This window comes from Rhizobium tropici CIAT 899 (genome assembly GCF_000330885.1).
Lineage (GTDB): Bacteria > Pseudomonadota > Alphaproteobacteria > Rhizobiales > Rhizobiaceae > Rhizobium > Rhizobium tropici.
Window position 1 is genome coordinate 1,694,180 of sequence record NC_020062.1, and the last position, 16,050, is coordinate 1,710,229.

Sequence of the window (16,050 nt, forward strand, 5' to 3'; positions counted from 1 at the left end):
CTTGGGGGATCAAACCTTGTAGTAGCGGTTTGCCCGGCGCTCAGCTTCCTTCATCGCATCCTCCGGCGTCATCTGGGCGGTTACGGCGGCCGCGAACATGTCGACGAGCACGTAATCGGCCATCACACCTGCCGAAGCATAGCCGAGTGGGCCGGCATAGCCGTTCGGGCGCAGCGTTTCCGAGGCGCGTGCATAGGGTGCGTGAACGGGATCGGCGGTCCAGACGGGATTGTTGGCAAAGGCCTTCAACGGTTGGCAGCAATAGGCGCTCGATCCTTGGATCCAGGCGTTCATCTGGTCGCCTTCCATCATGAACTTGATATAGGCCTTGGCTGCTTCCGGATATTTGGTATGGCTGAAGAGAACCAGCGAGCTCGTCTGGTGCAGTTCGACACTCTTGCCGACCGGGCCGATCGGAAAGTTTGTGGTTCTGATATCGGCCGCGATTTCGGCAAGCTTCGGATCTTTTTTAGCTGCGTAATAGACCGAAACACCGTTTGCGATCAGCGATACCTGCCCGGCAAGGAAGGCCCGGTTGTTGTTGATGTCCTGCCAGCTCTCCGTGCCGGGGATGAAGGTTGCATAGAGGGCTTGCGCATAGTGGATAGCCGCCAGCGTTTCAGGGCTGTTGATGGTCACCTTGCCGCTTTCGTCCACCATCTTGCCGCCATGGCTCCAGAGCAGCCAATGGGCATAATTGTTGCCGTCACCGACCGCCTTGCCATGCGGGAAGCCGGCGGGCGTACCTTTGGCTTTCATCGCCTTGCAAAGCTCGAGGAATCCCGCGGTATCCTTGGGGAATTCGCTGAAACCGGCGGCCTTGACATGGCTGTCGCGATAAACGACGGCATTACCGATCGCCGTCAGCGGCATGGCGATGAACTTGTCGCCGCGAGTTGCATAACCGCGCACGCCGTCATACCAGCCGCCGTATTTGTTACCGAGATAGGTGGCGAGCTCCGTCAGGTCGATGAGTTTGTCAGGATATTGATGAGCATCGTCGAACCAGCACATCACCATGTCGGGACCGGAGCCGACATTGGCGGCGACGGCAGCCTTCGGTCGGATATCTTCCCAGCTTTCCTTGTCAACACGAACCTCGACGCCCGTCGCTTCGGTGAATTTCTTGGTATTGGCAAGCCAGGCATCCTCGTCTCCCTTGACGAAGGGTGTCCAGCGAAGCAGCCGGAGACTTGCGCCCTTTTCGGGCGTGTAGCCGGGTTCGGCTTGGGCGAAAGATGGGCGTATACCGAGTGGCCCAAGGCCGGCGATACCGGCGGCCGCCGCCGATGCGGCAAGAAAGTCACGTCTCTTGAATGGCATGATACTCCTCCTTTGAAAACGGGAGCAAATTCCCCCGGCGCCCACCTTCCCGTTTGGTGAACGACGACTATCGCATTCGAACCGGCCGAATGCTTCCGCATCGATGGGTGAGCAGGAAGACTCCTCTTCTTCCGGCTCCGCACCGAAGCGGCATCAAATCGTCAATCTCTGACCGCTTTCGGCGTCGAAGAGATGGACATGCGGCACATCGATGGAAATGCGCAGCGTATCGCCGGGTTTGGCATTGATCCTCTCCCGGAAGATGCAGTTGACATCGCTGCCGCCGAACCGGACCGTCATCTGCGTTTCATAGCCCGTCGGTTCGATCACGATGATTTCCGCGGGCAGCCCCTCGGCATCGAGCGTGATGTATTCCGGACGCAGCCCATAGACGAGGTCGCGCGCCCTGGCGCCAGCAGGCGGATTTGCGATGGGCAGGACAGTTCCGTCCGACGCGATGAACCGGCCATCGCTCTCCGCATCGAGGCGGCCTTTGATCATGTTCATTGCCGGCGAGCCGATAAAGCCCGCGACGAAAAGATTGGCAGGCGTGTCGTAGAGATCCAGCGGCTTTCCCACCTGCTCCACGACGCCATCATGCATGACCACGATCTTGTCGGCCATCGTCATAGCCTCGATCTGATCATGTGTGACGTAGACGGTCGTGGTGCCGAGACGTTGGTGCAACTCCTTGATTTCGGCGCGCATGGCGACCCTGAGCTTGGCGTCAAGATTGGAAAGCGGTTCGTCGAAGAGGAAGACCTGGGGATCGCGCACGATCGCGCGGCCCATGGCGACACGCTGGCGCTGACCGCCGGAAAGCTGGCGGGGATAGCGGTCGAGAAGTTTGGCCAGACCCAGGATTTCAGCCGCCTTCTTGACACGCTGATCCATGTCCGCTTTCGGCGCGCGTTTGAGCATCAGCGAGAAAGCCATGTTCTGGGCCACCGACATGTGCGGATAGAGCGCATAATTCTGAAACACCATGGCTATGTCGCGGTCGCCCGGCGCCATTCCATTGACCACGCGATTGCCGATACGGATCTCGCCGGCGGAAATATTCTCGAGCCCGGCAAGCATTCTGAGAAGCGTGGACTTTCCGCATCCGGACGGTCCGACGAGGATCACGAATTCCCCGTCCGCAATATCGATATTCACACCCTTGATAACCGGGAACGCCCCGAATGATTTCCTGACATCGACAAACTCGACACCTGCCATAAAAGCCCCTCCCAGAACCTTTCACTTGCTGACTTGCGGTCAGCCCTCCTCCGAGGCACGAACCGCCAGAATGCATTAATCCGACTTCGACGTCCTATCCCCCGCCGCCGACCGGCATCTTTATCTCTCTCACGTGCATCTCAGCCATATCTCCTCATACTGGCCAGATCAGACCGGATTGCCGCTCGCCAGTTGAACCTTGGTCGTGTCGTAAATACGTGTCAGATGATGCTCGAACGCCGCAACGACGGCGTCTTGGTCGTGGCGAGCGAGCGCCTCAAAGATCGCCAGATGATCGCTGTAGCTCGCCTCGACGGCACCCGGCTTGGCCATGGCATGGCGGCGGTAATTCATCATGTAAGTGTATAAATCGGTGACGAAGGCAGCGAGGAGCGGATTTCCGCAGGCCCGATAGATGGCCACGTGGAATTCACGGTCACAGATCAGGAAACGCATCGCATCGTCGCCCCCGAGACGCTGGGCCTCCAGCAGGGCCTGCAGCTTTGCCAGGGTAACGTCATCGATGCGATCGGCGGCGTCGCGAACAACCTTGAGTTCGATGTGAAGACGGGCAGCGTGGACGGATTCCAGATCGTAGCCGTCGATTGCATTGGGAGAGGCGATCGTCACCGTAATATGGCTGAGATCGACCTCGCAGACGCGGCTGCGGCTGCCATGCGAAACTTCGATGATCCCCTGAGCGGCGAGCGCCTGAATAGCGCCACGCACCGTTTCGCGGCTGACATGAAGAACGTTGGCCAATTCACGCTCTCCCGGCAGCTCGTCGCCCGGTCGCAACATGTTGGTGGCGATCAGGACCATCAGCTTCTCGGCGATGACATCACGCGCCGTTCGGCGGGCAAGACTCCGCGCGATATTCGGCACCTCGGTCAAGATCGGACTTTCGTCCATTGCGCCCCCCGGTCCACTGGTTGGTCCAGCAGATCAGTTAATTAAAGATCGTTGAGGAAATCCGTCAAGACAATTTCGTTGCCGCAACCGACAGCGCAGAGCGCTAGGTCTTGATTCCACAATTAACCCGATCAAAAAAGCGCTGCCACCTCGGTCTCGCGTTAAGCCAATCGTAGACGGCTTTGCGGAACTGCGTCGAGGTCAGCGTCGCATATGCGATTTCGTCCCGCAGCTTTTGCCAGATACAGTGCTCGGTCAGCCTCCCGACAAAGGCTCGCAAGTTCAGTCCCGTGGAAAGCTCTTGCAACCCCGCCACTTATCGTCACCGTAATCTCGGGACCAAGTGTAGGAAAGCGGAGTTCGGCCACGGTCTTGCGGATCCGCTCCGCATAAAATAGCGCGTCCCCCGCCTTTGCCGGAAGGAAGACGATAAACTCTTCACCCCCTTGGCGCGCTAGCAACGCCCCTTTCGGTAAGGTTGACTGCACCGCCTGCGCCATCGTTGAAAGAACCTCGTCGCCCGCTGCATGCCCCCAGCGATCGTTCAATTGCTTAAAATGATCTATGTCCAGAAAAAGAACCGCGTCTCCGGGATGTGGCTGGCTAGGCGCGTTTGCGTTAAAAAAGCGACGATTGTAGAGACCTGTGAGATGATCGCGGTCAGCAAGGTTTTTAATCTTGGCATGTTGACGCTCGCTGATGAAGATCACGATTGCAATCGCAAGCACGAACTTGGAAATGATCATCAGGAGGAAGCCGTTAGCCACATCGAGCACAGGAAAGGACCTGGTGGAGAATTCCAGCGCCATAACTAAAGAAAGCAGACTGGCGGCGGCAAGCAGTCCTACAATCAACCTGCGGATCGGCAGCGGCTCACGAAATGCATCCCGAAACACGACAACAGCAGTGGCAGCCATCGTCAAACAACCGAGAACCGTGAAAGTTGTCGCCCGGTAGGTGTTAGTCAGATGGAATGCTGTAATCAATCCAGCAGCCAAAGTTCCGATTGCCGGCAGGAATACAAGCCATGGGTTGATTTTACGATCGGGATCGCTGATCAGGACAAAGGCTGAGGCAAGAAGGCAATACCCCAGAACCGCAAGCACGATATTGACGAGACTTAGAAGGCCGTAAAGTGCTGGATAAAGCTCTGCATACCCCGCCAGTGTCGATCCCGCTGCAAGGACTATAAAGCTCGCTGCGAGAAGCCCAACCCCACGGCTTTCCGCCGAGGTGAGCCGCAAATAGCCCAAAGTCAAAGCGCCAGCAATATAGGACGTTTTCTGCAAGAAGAGGACAGTCGGAAGATCAAGTTCGTTGGTCATTCAGCACCAAAGGGTCATTCGTCAGCACCGCAATATCCAGTATTCTTGAATTTTTTGCGAATATCCCAAGAAGAGTGGAATCTTGTTCTATTTCTGAGAGCTCTCTCGAATTACAATTGATGTGACGCGCGATCTCGCGTCGGCCCTCGTCGGTTAGGCAGGGCGATCGCATATGAACTGACGCAGGTTCACTGGCCAGGAATTTTCCACCCTGCTGCCGTCGGTTGCCAATCGGCGCTTCGACATTGCTGTGGCGGTGATCGGAGCGACCGAGGCACGCAAGAGAAGGTCGATTTCTCTGATGGCTATCTCACTTACACGCCTTTTGCGGCGAGGAGCTTTTATGGAACAGCTATGCGTTTTCTCGCCGCTTGCCTTCACTGCTGGCTAGAGGACGATGCGTCCTCCCATAGCGGCCGAGCGCTTGACGGCCTCAATGACTTTCAATGTCTCCAAGCCTTCCCGGCCGCTGACAAAAGGAGCTTCCTCGCCCCGGATGACGCTGCAGAACTGACGGATCTGCATGACAAGCGGGTCCTCGTTTTCGAATGCGGCCCTGTCTTGCTCAAATGCCTCGGTCCAGCTTCGCTTCTCGGCATTGCTCCATATTTCCAGCGACGGCACGGCCAGCGATCCGTGTGTTCCGCCGATCATGTAGCAAATCTCCTGAGTTTTCGGATAAGCGGGATTTTCTCCCGTCGTCATCTCCCAACTCCATGGCGCGACAACGGAATCGGACACGGAAGCAGTACCGAGAACACCGCTTTTGAACTCGATGAGGATAACAGCGGTTTCCTCGACGGCATTGCCTCGCACAGCGTTGGATTCACGGGCCTGCACGGCGTTTATATCGCCGCAAAGGAAGCGGAGGTTGTCGATGTCGTGAATTAGGTTGAGGAAGACCGGCCCCGCTCCACGCTCTCGCCGCCAGGGGATGTCAAAGTATTCGTCCGGCTTGAACAGCCAGAACATCGCATTCACGATCAGGATCCGACCGAGCGTCCCGCTGTCGATAATCTCCTTCGCTTTCTGCATCATCGGATTATGCCGGCGGTGATGTCCCGTCAGCAGCGCCACGCCTTTGGCCTCGGCCATTTGCACAAGCTTCTCTCCGGCAGCGATATCGTCCGCGATCGGCTTTTCGATCAGCGCCGGGACGCCCGCCTCCACGGCTTCCAACCCATTTTGAACATGCACCTGGTTCGGCGTCGCGATGATGACTCCGTCGGGGCGCCCGGAAATCATCATGTCGGCAAAACTGGGGAACCATCTGACACCAGCCTCACTCGCGATCGCCTGGCCGACTGGCGTGGGATCCACAACTGCCACCAGCTCTGCGGCGGGCTCTTCCATCACGTGCTTGATGTGACGCTTGCCGATCAGCCCCGCCCCAAGGACTGCCAGCTTGACCCGGGTCGCCATCGCTATCAGTCCTTCTTCTCGGTCTTGAGCATGGTCGCAACTCTGCGGATGCCGAGTTGATAGCCTTCGGTACCGAGACCAGCGATGACGCCGTCGGCCCGGTGGGATACGAAGGAATGGTGGCGAAAACTCTCGCGCTTGTGGACGTTGGAGATGTGGATCTCGATGACGGGGCCTTCAAAAGTGTTCAGTGCGTCAAGGATAGCGAGCGAAGTGTGCGTGAACGCGGCCGGGTTGATGACAATGCCGGCGCCGTCCTCGCGTGCCTGGTGGATCCAGTCGATAATCTCGTATTCGCGGTTGCTTTGATGGAAACGGATCTCGTGCCCCAGCTCTGATGCCAACTTTCGGCAGTCCGCCTCGACGTCAGCCAATGTCTCGTGCCCGTAGATATGTGGTTGGCGCTTGCCGAGGAGGTTTAGGTTTGGTCCGTTGAGAACGTAGATGATGCTCATTGCATTTATCCTTGTTGGGCGTTGCCGGAATCAGGTGAAGGCTATGTCCTGAAACGCGAAGTTTGGGTCGGATTCGTAGAGATCTGCGCGAAGCCCGAGCCGGCCGGTTTCCAGTGCAGAAGCCGCGACGTCACGCGCGGCTTCGAGCACCGATTTCAGCAGCTCTCGTTTGACCTCTGCGGGGCGGCCTGGGGCCATGCGTACAATTATCTGCACGAAATGGTTGTCGGGATGCTCGTCCCCGACGCAGGAGACGGTGGCTTCTCTTGCAAACGTGCGCACCACGGTTGGCTTGACCAGCCCTCCGTCGCGGACCCGGCGATGAACAGCGCGGGTCAGCTCTTCGATGGCGACGCGTTCCGCTGCACCGCGGCTGTAGTCGATGATAATATGCGGCATGGAGTAGTCCCCCGATCAGGCTGTCACTCGGCACAGCTCGTCGAAATGGCGCGACATTCGTTCCGTGTCGGGCGACAGGCCTGTGAACAGCTCGAAGGCTGCGGCCGCCTGAAACACGGTCATTCCTCCGCCTGGGAGTGTTCGGCACCCCTGCTGCTTTGCCAACGCAAGGAGCTCGGTCACCAACGGCATATAGACAATATCCGCCACCCAGTGACGGTGCTGTATCCAATCGGGATCTATCGGAAGCCCCGGATGGCTCGGCATACCGGTCGGCGTGGCGTGGATCAGGCCATCTGCGCTGGCGAGCGCAGCACCGACGTCCCGCACCGACCTTGCAACCTCTCCTGAAAATCTCTCGTTGAGCTGGTCGGCGAGCGTGGAGGCGCGGCGCTCGTCCTGATCAAAGATCGAGAGCTTTTCTATGCCGAGTTTCACGGCAGCGTGCGCGACGGCCACCCCAGCGCCGCCAGCGCCAAGCAGAACAGCATGAGCCTTCGCGACGTCGGGCAAGCCGCGCTCGAAATTCCTGTAGAAGCCATACCAGTCGGTGTTGTGTCCGATCCGCTCGCCGTTGCGAAGCACGACCGTGTTTACGGCCCCAAGCATCTTAGCGTCCTCGGACAGGCGGGTCAGGTGAGGCAGCACGGTCTGTTTGCATGGATGGGTGATGTTGGTTCCGGCAAAGCCGCGACTTTCCAGTTCGCTCAAGAGATCTGGCAGCGCGGAAGCGGGCAATCCGCGCTCCGCCAGGTCCACGAGCTCGTACTCGTAATCAAGTCCCAGGTGGCGCCCTTCCGTTTCATGGAGCGCCGGCGACTTTGACATCTGGATGTCGGCGCCGATGAGGCCGACCAGAAATTTGTTGTTGTCCATGTCTCTGCCCGATCAGTGATGCGCAAGGATTTCGCCGAGAAATGCCTTCGTCCGTTCATGCGTGGGATTCTTGAAGAAGGTTTCTGGCTCCGCCTCCTCGATGATCTCTCCGGAAGCCATGAAGATGACCCTGTCAGCGACTTGCCGGGCGAAGCCCATTTCATGGGTCACGCAGATCATGGTCATGCCGTCTCTTGCGAGGCCGATCATGGTGTCGAGAACCTCTTTGACCATTTCAGGATCCAAGGCGGATGTGGGCTCGTCGAAAAGCATCGCTTTCGGCTCCATGCACAGGGCACGCGCGATGGCGACGCGCTGCTGCTGTCCGCCGCTGAGCTGTGCCGGATACTTTTCCGCCTGATCGAGGATACGGACGCGTTCGAGATATTTTCGCGCCAACTTCTCCGCGTCGGCACGGCTTGCCCCCCGCACTCTCATGGGTGCAAGCGCGCAGTTTTGCAGAACGGTCATGTGCGGGAACAGATTGAAGTTCTGGAAAACCATTCCGACTTCACGTCGAATGGCGTCGACCGCCTTGGCGGAGCCATCAAGCAGTTGACCTTCCACCACGATCTTGCCGCCCTGAATCAGTTCAAGAGCGTTGATACAGCGGATCAGGGTGGACTTGCCGGAACCGGACGGTCCACAAAGGACGATCTTCTCTCCCTTGCGAACCGACAGATTGATGTTCTTCAGGGCATGGAAGGCGCCGTACCATTTCTCCACTTTATCAAGGGATATCAAGGTCGACTGATCGTTGGGGGAATTGAGCACGGCGCCCTCCATTTATGCTTTACTTGACCGTAAACGGGATGTTGGGGATGGATTCAGGGAACTTGGGAAGATCGATTGCCATCCACTTCTTGGTGATGGCTGCGAGTTCACCATTGCCCTTGATCTTGTCGAGGAAGGCGTTGACGGTCTCGTTCCAGTCCTTCTCGCCAAGTCGCGTTCCCACGCCGTTGTAAGTCGTCAGGAAGTCGATCTTTCGTTCATATGTGCCCGCACTGGCTGCATCGAGCCTCTGCCCGTAGAACTGATTGCCGCCCACTGCCTTTACCTGTCCGGAGATCAGGGCCTGGATAGTGGCCGCGTCATCGTCGAAGCGGCGGACGGTGGCCTTCGATCCGACCGCGTCGGTTACGGCCTTGTCCTGCGAGCTGGACTTCGGCACGCCTATTTCCCAACCAGCCAAATCGGCCGGCGATTTCACGGCGTCGGCTTTGGCGGCATAAAGCGAAATCGTGTTGGCCGCATAAGGTTTGCTGTACTGGATCGCCTTGGCGCGCTCTTCCGTCATCGCCATCGTGGCGAAGAGAATATCGACCTTACCGGTCGTCAATGCGGGAATACGGTTCGCTACCGCGAGCGGTTGGAACTGAACTTTCACGCCGAGCTCCTTGGCGAACAGCGTCGCCACATCGGCATCGAAGCCGTCCTGTTTGCCGCTCGAGTTCACAAAGCCCCAAGGCGCGTTGTCGCCCTGAATGCCCACGACGAGCGTTCCCTTCGACTTGATCTCCTCAACAGATGCCGCAGTGGCTGCCGCAGCGCCAACGGCGGCGAAGGTAGCGGTCGCCAGCGCTAGACCGAGAAATTTCCGACGATTGGTATTCATTGCACTTTCCTCCTCTTGTGCTGTTTACTTCTCCCGAAGCAGGTTTAGCGGGCGGCTTTTGCCATCCGTTTCTCAAGGCCGCTTCCGACGTGGGAAAGAGGCCAGCAAATCATGAAGTAGATTATTCCGACGATCCCGAAGACGAGCAGCGGGCGGTAGGTCTGGTTCGATATGATCTGGCCAGCCCGGGTCAGCTCGATGAAGCCCACGATCGCAGCAAGCGACGTCCCCTTGATGAGCTGCACGAGAAAGCCGATGGTCGCAGGCATCGAAATCTTCAAAGCCTGTGGCAAAACCACGTCCTTCATTCGGGAGACGTAATGCAGGCCGAGAGCGTTCGCGGCTTCGGTCTGCCCTTTGGGAACGGCTTCAATCGAACCGCGCCATATCTCGCCGAGGAAGGCGCTTGCGTGGAGAGTGAACGCGATCGCGACAGCGACCCAGGCGTTGACGTCGATGCCAAGCAAGGCAACGCCGTAGTAGACGACAAAGAGCTGCATCAGGAGCGGCGTGCCCTGGAAGAGCGCGATATAGCCGGATGATGCAAGCCGGGCGAACTGATGCTTGGACGTGCGCGCAAGCGCGATCAAAATGCCGAACACGCCTCCGCCGATGAAACCGATAACCGCCAGCAATACGGTCCATTTTAGACCTTGCAGGATGAAGAACAGCTCATTTTCGCCGATGGGACCCATGAGCGCCTCCTATCGAGTCGGATAGTTGAAGTAAGAACGGGAGATCAGGGCGAAGATTCCCATCATCAGGCTTGAGATGACCAGGTAGATTGCGGTCACGGTGAAGTAGACTTCGAAGCTTCGGAACGTATCCGACTCGATGCGCTGTGCCGCGGAAGTCAGCTCATATGCGGCGATCGAGGTGCACACTGACGTGGTCAAGGTCAGCATCACGAACTGGCTCGTCAAAGAGGGGTAGATCGCTCGCAGTGCCGGCTTCAGAACGACGAGCCGGAAGACGTCGGCCTTGTGCAGCCCGAGCGCAAAACCGGCTTCGATCTGCCCCTTGCTGATGCTCTCAACGCCGCCGCGGATGATCTCGATAGCGTAGGCGCCTCCGTTGATCCCCAGCGCGATGATTGCGGTGACCGTCGGGTTCAGGCGGATGCCCATAAGCGGGAGGGCGAAGTAGATGAAGAAGATCTGCACCAGGAACGGCGTGTTGCGGACGACTTCGACGAACGCGATCACCGGAGCGCGAACCCACCTGGTCTTCGACGTTCTTGCTGCAACGCCCAGGATTCCGATCACGAGAGCGAGCAGCATCCCGGCGAAGGCGAGACCCAACGTTCCGAGCGAACCCCAAAACAATTCCGGGGCGCGGTCGAAGACCGCGCCGAAATCAAACCTGTAACCCATCTGCTGGCTTCCTCCCTTCGGCGCGGCTCTCGCCTCGCCGCCGCCGCGATCACTGACCCGGCTTAAATATTCGTAAGGCCCCTTCGAACAGGCGTTTCAAATGCTCCTCCGCGTCTGCCGAGCCTGAAAGAGGTACTTCGACCGAGACCGATGCTGCCCCGTTGACCATTGCGACCAGTTCGCCCAAGGGCAATTCGCCCTCGCCAGGGGCAAGACGCTTGCCTCGGGCCTCAGCGATCATGGCCTCCGCCGTGCTCGGAGCGGGTCCGATGACGTCGCACAACTGGACATGCTTGACCCTGTCGATCTCGTCGCGCAGCGACGTCAACGTTCCGCCGTTCCTGAAGAAATGAACTCCGTCAACGAGTGCGCCGGCATTGGACGCGCCACTCGATTTCAGGAGATCGACGCTGTCAGCGAAGGTTCTGACCGTCCGCCAACCCATGTTCTCGATATCGACTGCCAATCCGTAGCCGCTTGCAAGATCGCAGAATTCGGTGAAGTTCGACTGCAGCCTGTTCTGTTCCGGATCGTCGCCGCACACGCTTAGACGCTGGGCCCCGATATTGGCAGCCGCGGCCACTACGGGCTCCAGAGACGAGGCGTTGAAGGATGGGTCGATGACAAAGAACTCGATATCGAAAACCTCGAGCGCTTCGCCGCGCAATACGGCTTTCAGTTCTTCCGCTGCGCGGCGGCCTACCGGCAGTTCGTAGTACGGCGCTCCAGGAAATGCCGGATTCAGCCTCAGCCCAATTCTGGAAAAGCCCGCCCCCGCTGCAGCCTTCGCAAAATCGCTCGGCGTCAGGGTGATGGCAGAAAAGTGCGCTACGCCAATCTGTTGCTCTGATTTCGATCCAGGCGTCACCATCACACGATCCCTTTCGTCGCGAGATGATTTCGAAGGTTCGTCCCGGTGCGGTGGATGTGCTGTCGCAGTTTCTCGGTAGCGTATTCGATATCCCGCGCGACCGCTCCTTGCGCAATCTCGCTGTGCTCCTGCCCGACGTTCCGGTCGCCGGAAGTCCTGATGAGGAAGACCCTGCGGTATCGGTCATTCAAGTTCAGCAAGAGGCCGCAGAAATGCAGCAGAAGCGGTTTGCCGCAACCGGAAATGAGCGTGAGATGGAATTCCCGGTGAAGAGTCTCCCATTGCTCGAGCGTCTCGGGCCGCGAGGCATCTCGATCCGTGCGGTTCAGGCGATGGAGCGAGCGCATTATATTGCTCTCCCACTCGACATCGCCGATGCGCATGGATTCCCGCAGCGCGAAGACTTCGAGCTCTTCGCGGAGCGTCGTGATTTCTTCCAGATTCGCCAGCGAGATCGGAGCTACGCGATAGCCGCGATTGTCCTGAAATTCCACCAGGCCGTCGGAGATCAAACGGGCAAGCCCCTCCCTCAGAGGGCTTAAGCTGACGTTGAACGTGCGGCGCGCCTTGTCGAGATTGATCTTGCTGCCGGCCTCCAGCTCACCGGAAATGATCGCCTCGCGCAGACGCGACGCCAACTGGCTTCCGATGGTGTTCTTGCCATCATCGGAAAAACCCGCGGACGCCGTCTCCTCGTCTGTCATTGGCGCAGAGGCGCTGTCGTCGGCCGAGCTCATCCCCACTCCCTGACAATTCTGATCAACTGTCGATGATCGATATGATAAACGATTATTTATGTCAACGAGAAAGCGAAGAAGAGCCCATTTTGTAGCCAAAACTCGATCGCCACTAGGATTTAATATAATAAATTCAGTACTTTAATACAATATTGAGCAAATTTTCTTCCCGCCAACCGAAAAAGTCGTCGCAACATTCATTGACAAATAATCGATTATTTTTAATAGTCGGCGCCAGTGGGAGGTACCCTTATGGCCATAAAGACCGAAAGCGAGTTGACGCCTGCCGTTCTCGCGGTGATGAACAAAACCGAGGATCCACGTCTGCGAGAAATCCTCGTGGCGATGGTGAAGCATCTTCATGCATTCGTGCGGGAGGTGAGATTGTCCGAAGTCGAGTTCCGCGAGGCTACGGCGATACTCAACGAGATCGGACAACTGCAGACGGACAGCCACAACGAGTTTGTTCTCATGGCCGGATCTCTCGGCGTGTCCGCGCTGGTTTGCCTTTTGAACAACGGCGACGGTGGCCAGACGGAGACGTCGCAGTCTCTTCTCGGCCCGTTCTGGCGCCTGAACTCTCCCCGTGTCGAAAACGGCGGTACGATCATCCGCTCCGACACGCCAGGCACGCCGCTCTATGTCCGCGCCAGGGTGGTAGACCGGGACGGCAGGCCGATCGCGGGTGCCGAGGTCGATGTTTGGCATGCTTCTCCTGTTGGGCTCTATGAAAATCAGGACCCCGATCAGGCTGAGATGAACCTTCGGGGCAAGTTCACCACGGACGCCGACGGCCGCTTCTGGTTCAGTACCGTGAAGATGGTCGGATACCCGATCCCGGTCGATGGCGTCGCCGGCCGACTGCTAAAAGCGCAGGGACGTCACCCGTACCGACCAGCGCATCTTCACGCCCTGATCTTCAAGCAGGGATACAAGACGCTGATTTCCCAGGTCTTCGATCCAAGCGATCCCAATATCGATTCCGACGTTCAGTTTGGAGTGACGGCAGCCCTGACCGGCGACTTCGTCCGCCATGACGAACCGCATCCGTCCGAACCCGGCATTGAGAGGCCCTGGTTCTCGCTCGACTACACCTACGTCATGGAGCCCGGCGAGGCCGTGCTGCCGCGCCCGCCAATCAAATAACCAACGACAGAGCCGAACCGATGATCACAGAACAGGAACGCCGAGAGGCGGCCAACGCCCTTCTGAAGGCAGAAACCGACCGCAAGCCAATCGTTCAACCGAGCAGGACCTATCCCGGTCTGGAGCTTGAAGACGCCTACAAAATTCAAGCGCTCTGGGCGGAGGCTCGGACTGCTAGGGGTGCTCGGGTCGTAGGTCACAAGATCGGCCTTACGTCGCGCGCGATGCAGATGGCATCCAAGATGACCGAGCCCGACTATGGTGTCATCCTCGACGACGCCCTCTACAATGACGGAGCGCAGATCAAGGCCGACCTCTTTATCAAGCCCCGCCTCGAAGTCGAGCTCGCCTTCGTGATGGGCGAGGATCTCGAGGGGCCTGGTACCCGGATCTACGACGTGATGAGGGCGACTGAATTCGTAGTCCCGGCTCTCGAGATCATCGACTATCGCACCGAGGTTCCAAGAGCGATCACCGACACGATCGCCGACAATGCCGCTTTCGGGGCGATCGTTGTTGGCGGGCGCATCATTCGCCCAATGGACATCGACATCCGCTGGGTGGGCGCCACTCTCTCGAAGAACGGCATTATCGAGGAATCCGGTGTTTCTGCAGCGATCATGGGCCATCCGGCAGCCGGGATCGCCTGGTTGGTAAACAAGCTCCATGCGGTGGGCGGCGGTTTGAAAAAGGGGCAGATCGTGCTGGCCGGCTCTTTCACCCGCCCTGTGGACATAGCCCAGGGCGACGTGATCCAGGCAGACTACGGCCCCGTCGGCTCAATCGGCGTCTCATTCGCGTGAGGATCTAATGGAACTCCCCGTCAACAGCTTCAAGCGAAAACTCCAGGCCGGTCAAAGTCAGATCGGATTGTGGTGCGGCCTTCCGGGCAGCTATACAGCGGAAATCGTCGCACCGTCCGGTTTCGACTGGCTGCTTTTCGATACCGAACATTCTCCCAGCGACGTTCTTACTGTGCTTCCACAGTTGCAGGCGGTCGCGCCGTACGACGTCGCCGCCGTGGTTCGCCCGGCCTTTAACGACCCCGTATTGATCAAGCGTTTTCTGGATATCGGCGTCCAGACGCTTCTCATTCCATATGTGCAGAATGAACAGGAGGCGAAGGCGGCCGTGGCGGCGGCGCGTTACGCACCGCGAGGTATCCGCGGCGTATCCGCCCTCACCCGCGCCACCCGCTTCGGGCGCGTGCCGAACTACGCGCAGACCGCCGAACAGGAAATCTGCCTCTTGCTGCAGATCGAGACACGAGAGGCGCTCGATCGGCTTGAAGCCATTGCAGGGGTCGATGGAGTCGACGGGATCTTCATCGGTCCGGCAGACCTTGCAGCCAGCCTCGGTTATCCCGGCCAACCGGGACATCCCGAGGTAGTATCGGCAATCGAGAATGCGATCGAACGCTTGAAAGCCGTGGGTAAGCCTTCGGGCATCTTGACGCCTGACGAGAAGTTTGCGGCGCGCTGCATTGGGCAGGGAACGCTGTTTACCGCAGTTGGTGTCGATGTTGCTCTCCTTGCCAGAGGATCGGAAGCACTTGCGTCCATGTTTTCGCACTAGGGCCGGATGTCGTTCGAAAACCGCCTGCACTTTTCGGCATCACGCTCTAGGGAGACGTAGTATGTTCACTTTGGAGCAGGTCCGGTCGGAAATAGCGTCGGCTGGAACCATCAGGGCCGCCGTCAATATGTCGAACGCAGCATTGATCCGCTGGGACGAAACCGCAGGCGCCTTAGTGGGACTGAGCGCGGAAATTGCGGATAGGATCGCCCGCGAACTTGATCGGGGGCTTTCCCTCATACGATACGGATCCGCGGCGGATATTCTTTCCGCTGCGGACGGCGGCGAGTGGGACATCGCCTTCATCGCGTCAGACCCATCAAGAACCGATCGCTTCAGCTTCTCGCCCCCCTATATCTCAGTCGAAGCCACCTACCTGGTTCCGGTAACTTCACCCTACCGGACGGCGGACGAGCTGGATACCAATGGAATTCGCATCGCTTCCGCGCGTAGCGCCGCCTATACAAAACAGCTTGAGCGAACACTCAAGCGAGCGACGGTGCTGCATGTCGACAACCCGGCGGCGGCCGTCGGCTTTCTCGTCGACCAAGAATGCGACGCGGCGGCTGGACTGACCGAATTCCTCTTCAACGCCTCGGAGCGGATGGAAGGCTTCCGGGTGGTAGATGGAGTGTTTTCGCGAATTCCTCAGACGATCGCGGTGCACAAACGGGCCACCAATGCCTCGCTCTTCTTCGCGGACTTCGTGCGGCGGCTCGGTGGCGCGGATGCTGGGGAAGAAAAAAACGGAGTTCCGTGAAACCCGCCCTATGCATAAACCCTGCGCGGGCAGAGTT

General features: G+C 58.5%; 18 protein-coding genes and 1 pseudogene. 5 read left to right on the forward strand and 14 right to left on the reverse strand.

The window, feature by feature from the left end:
- Nucleotides 1-9 precede the first annotated feature (9 nt).
- The 4 genes from RTCIAT899_RS29860 to RTCIAT899_RS29875 all read right to left on the reverse strand — a co-directional run bounded on the left by RTCIAT899_RS29860 (nucleotide 10) and on the right by RTCIAT899_RS29875 (nucleotide 4,781).
- Nucleotides 10-1,323, reverse strand: a complete 1,314-nt coding sequence (locus tag RTCIAT899_RS29860) for an ABC transporter substrate-binding protein (RefSeq protein ID WP_015343572.1) — start codon at nucleotides 1,321-1,323, stop codon at nucleotides 10-12.
- A 153-nt stretch (nucleotides 1,324-1,476) separates the two neighbouring features.
- Nucleotides 1,477-2,544: an ABC transporter ATP-binding protein gene (locus RTCIAT899_RS29865; protein ID WP_015343573.1), complete on the reverse strand. Its 1,068-nt coding sequence runs from the start codon at nucleotides 2,542-2,544 to the stop codon at nucleotides 1,477-1,479.
- 168 nt (nucleotides 2,545-2,712) lie between these two features.
- Nucleotides 2,713-3,456 (reverse strand): FadR/GntR family transcriptional regulator, encoded by a 744-nt coding sequence (locus tag RTCIAT899_RS29870; protein ID WP_015343574.1) that lies wholly within the window; start codon nucleotides 3,454-3,456, stop codon nucleotides 2,713-2,715.
- 161 nt (nucleotides 3,457-3,617) lie between these two features.
- Nucleotides 3,618-4,781: a GGDEF domain-containing protein gene (locus RTCIAT899_RS29875; protein WP_015343575.1), complete on the reverse strand. Its 1,164-nt coding sequence runs from the start codon at nucleotides 4,779-4,781 to the stop codon at nucleotides 3,618-3,620.
- Nucleotides 4,782-4,968: 187 nt separating this feature from the next.
- Between RTCIAT899_RS29875 and RTCIAT899_RS33410 the strand changes: the two are divergent.
- Nucleotides 4,969-5,093: pseudogene (locus RTCIAT899_RS33410) on the forward strand (transporter substrate-binding domain-containing protein); the annotation flags it as partial.
- A 75-nt stretch (nucleotides 5,094-5,168) separates the two neighbouring features.
- On the opposite strand, the gene RTCIAT899_RS29880 reads toward RTCIAT899_RS33410, so the two are convergent.
- From RTCIAT899_RS29880 to RTCIAT899_RS29925, 10 genes are read right to left on the reverse strand one after another with little or no spacing between them, the layout of a single operon-like run.
- Entirely contained in the window at nucleotides 5,169-6,203 is a 1,035-nt protein-coding gene (locus RTCIAT899_RS29880) for a Gfo/Idh/MocA family protein (RefSeq protein WP_015343577.1), read from the reverse strand.
- A 5-nt stretch (nucleotides 6,204-6,208) separates the two neighbouring features.
- Entirely contained in the window at nucleotides 6,209-6,658 is a 450-nt protein-coding gene (gene aroQ / locus RTCIAT899_RS29885) for a type II 3-dehydroquinate dehydratase (RefSeq protein WP_015343578.1), read from the reverse strand.
- Nucleotides 6,659-6,688: 30 nt separating this feature from the next.
- Nucleotides 6,689-7,057, reverse strand: a complete 369-nt coding sequence (locus RTCIAT899_RS29890; protein WP_015343579.1) for a 5-carboxymethyl-2-hydroxymuconate Delta-isomerase — start codon at nucleotides 7,055-7,057, stop codon at nucleotides 6,689-6,691.
- Between the two features lie 15 nt (nucleotides 7,058-7,072).
- The gene (locus tag RTCIAT899_RS29895; RefSeq protein ID WP_015343580.1) at nucleotides 7,073-7,933 is read right to left on the reverse strand and encodes a shikimate dehydrogenase; all 861 of its coding nucleotides are present in this window, start codon (nucleotides 7,931-7,933) and stop codon (nucleotides 7,073-7,075) included.
- 12 nt (nucleotides 7,934-7,945) lie between these two features.
- Complete coding sequence (locus RTCIAT899_RS29900) at nucleotides 7,946-8,719, reverse strand: amino acid ABC transporter ATP-binding protein (protein WP_051043356.1); 774 nt, start codon at nucleotides 8,717-8,719, stop codon at nucleotides 7,946-7,948.
- Between the two features lie 7 nt (nucleotides 8,720-8,726).
- Entirely contained in the window at nucleotides 8,727-9,551 is an 825-nt protein-coding gene (locus RTCIAT899_RS29905) for a transporter substrate-binding domain-containing protein (protein ID WP_015343582.1), read from the reverse strand.
- A 44-nt stretch (nucleotides 9,552-9,595) separates the two neighbouring features.
- Nucleotides 9,596-10,246: an amino acid ABC transporter permease gene (locus RTCIAT899_RS29910; RefSeq protein ID WP_015343583.1), complete on the reverse strand. Its 651-nt coding sequence runs from the start codon at nucleotides 10,244-10,246 to the stop codon at nucleotides 9,596-9,598.
- A 9-nt stretch (nucleotides 10,247-10,255) separates the two neighbouring features.
- Entirely contained in the window at nucleotides 10,256-10,924 is a 669-nt protein-coding gene (locus tag RTCIAT899_RS29915) for an amino acid ABC transporter permease (RefSeq protein ID WP_015343584.1), read from the reverse strand.
- A gap of 49 nt (nucleotides 10,925-10,973) precedes the next feature.
- On the reverse strand, nucleotides 10,974-11,795 hold the full coding sequence (locus RTCIAT899_RS29920) for a sugar phosphate isomerase/epimerase family protein (protein ID WP_015343585.1): 822 nt from the start codon (nucleotides 11,793-11,795) through the stop codon (nucleotides 10,974-10,976).
- Nucleotides 11,795-12,532 carry a GntR family transcriptional regulator gene (locus tag RTCIAT899_RS29925; RefSeq protein WP_015343586.1) on the reverse strand — a complete coding sequence of 246 codons (738 nt, stop codon included), beginning with the start codon at nucleotides 12,530-12,532 and terminating at the stop codon, nucleotides 11,795-11,797. The genes RTCIAT899_RS29920 and RTCIAT899_RS29925 overlap by 1 nt, the downstream gene beginning before the upstream one ends.
- Before the next feature lie 252 nt (nucleotides 12,533-12,784).
- On the opposite strand from RTCIAT899_RS29925, the gene RTCIAT899_RS29930 reads away from it, so the two are divergent.
- The 4 genes from RTCIAT899_RS29930 (at nucleotide 12,785) to RTCIAT899_RS29945 (ending at nucleotide 16,013) form a co-directional block, all read left to right on the forward strand.
- The gene (locus tag RTCIAT899_RS29930; RefSeq protein WP_015343587.1) at nucleotides 12,785-13,678 is read left to right on the forward strand and encodes a dioxygenase family protein; all 894 of its coding nucleotides are present in this window, start codon (nucleotides 12,785-12,787) and stop codon (nucleotides 13,676-13,678) included.
- Nucleotides 13,679-13,698: 20 nt separating this feature from the next.
- The gene (hpaH, locus tag RTCIAT899_RS29935; RefSeq protein WP_015343588.1) at nucleotides 13,699-14,481 is read left to right on the forward strand and encodes a 2-oxo-hept-4-ene-1,7-dioate hydratase; all 783 of its coding nucleotides are present in this window, start codon (nucleotides 13,699-13,701) and stop codon (nucleotides 14,479-14,481) included.
- A gap of 7 nt (nucleotides 14,482-14,488) precedes the next feature.
- Nucleotides 14,489-15,253 carry a 4-hydroxy-2-oxoheptanedioate aldolase gene (gene hpaI / locus RTCIAT899_RS29940; RefSeq protein ID WP_015343589.1) on the forward strand — a complete coding sequence of 255 codons (765 nt, stop codon included), beginning with the start codon at nucleotides 14,489-14,491 and terminating at the stop codon, nucleotides 15,251-15,253.
- 61 nt (nucleotides 15,254-15,314) lie between these two features.
- Nucleotides 15,315-16,013: a transporter substrate-binding domain-containing protein gene (locus RTCIAT899_RS29945; protein ID WP_015343590.1), complete on the forward strand. Its 699-nt coding sequence runs from the start codon at nucleotides 15,315-15,317 to the stop codon at nucleotides 16,011-16,013.
- Nucleotides 16,014-16,050: the final 37 nt, after the last annotated feature.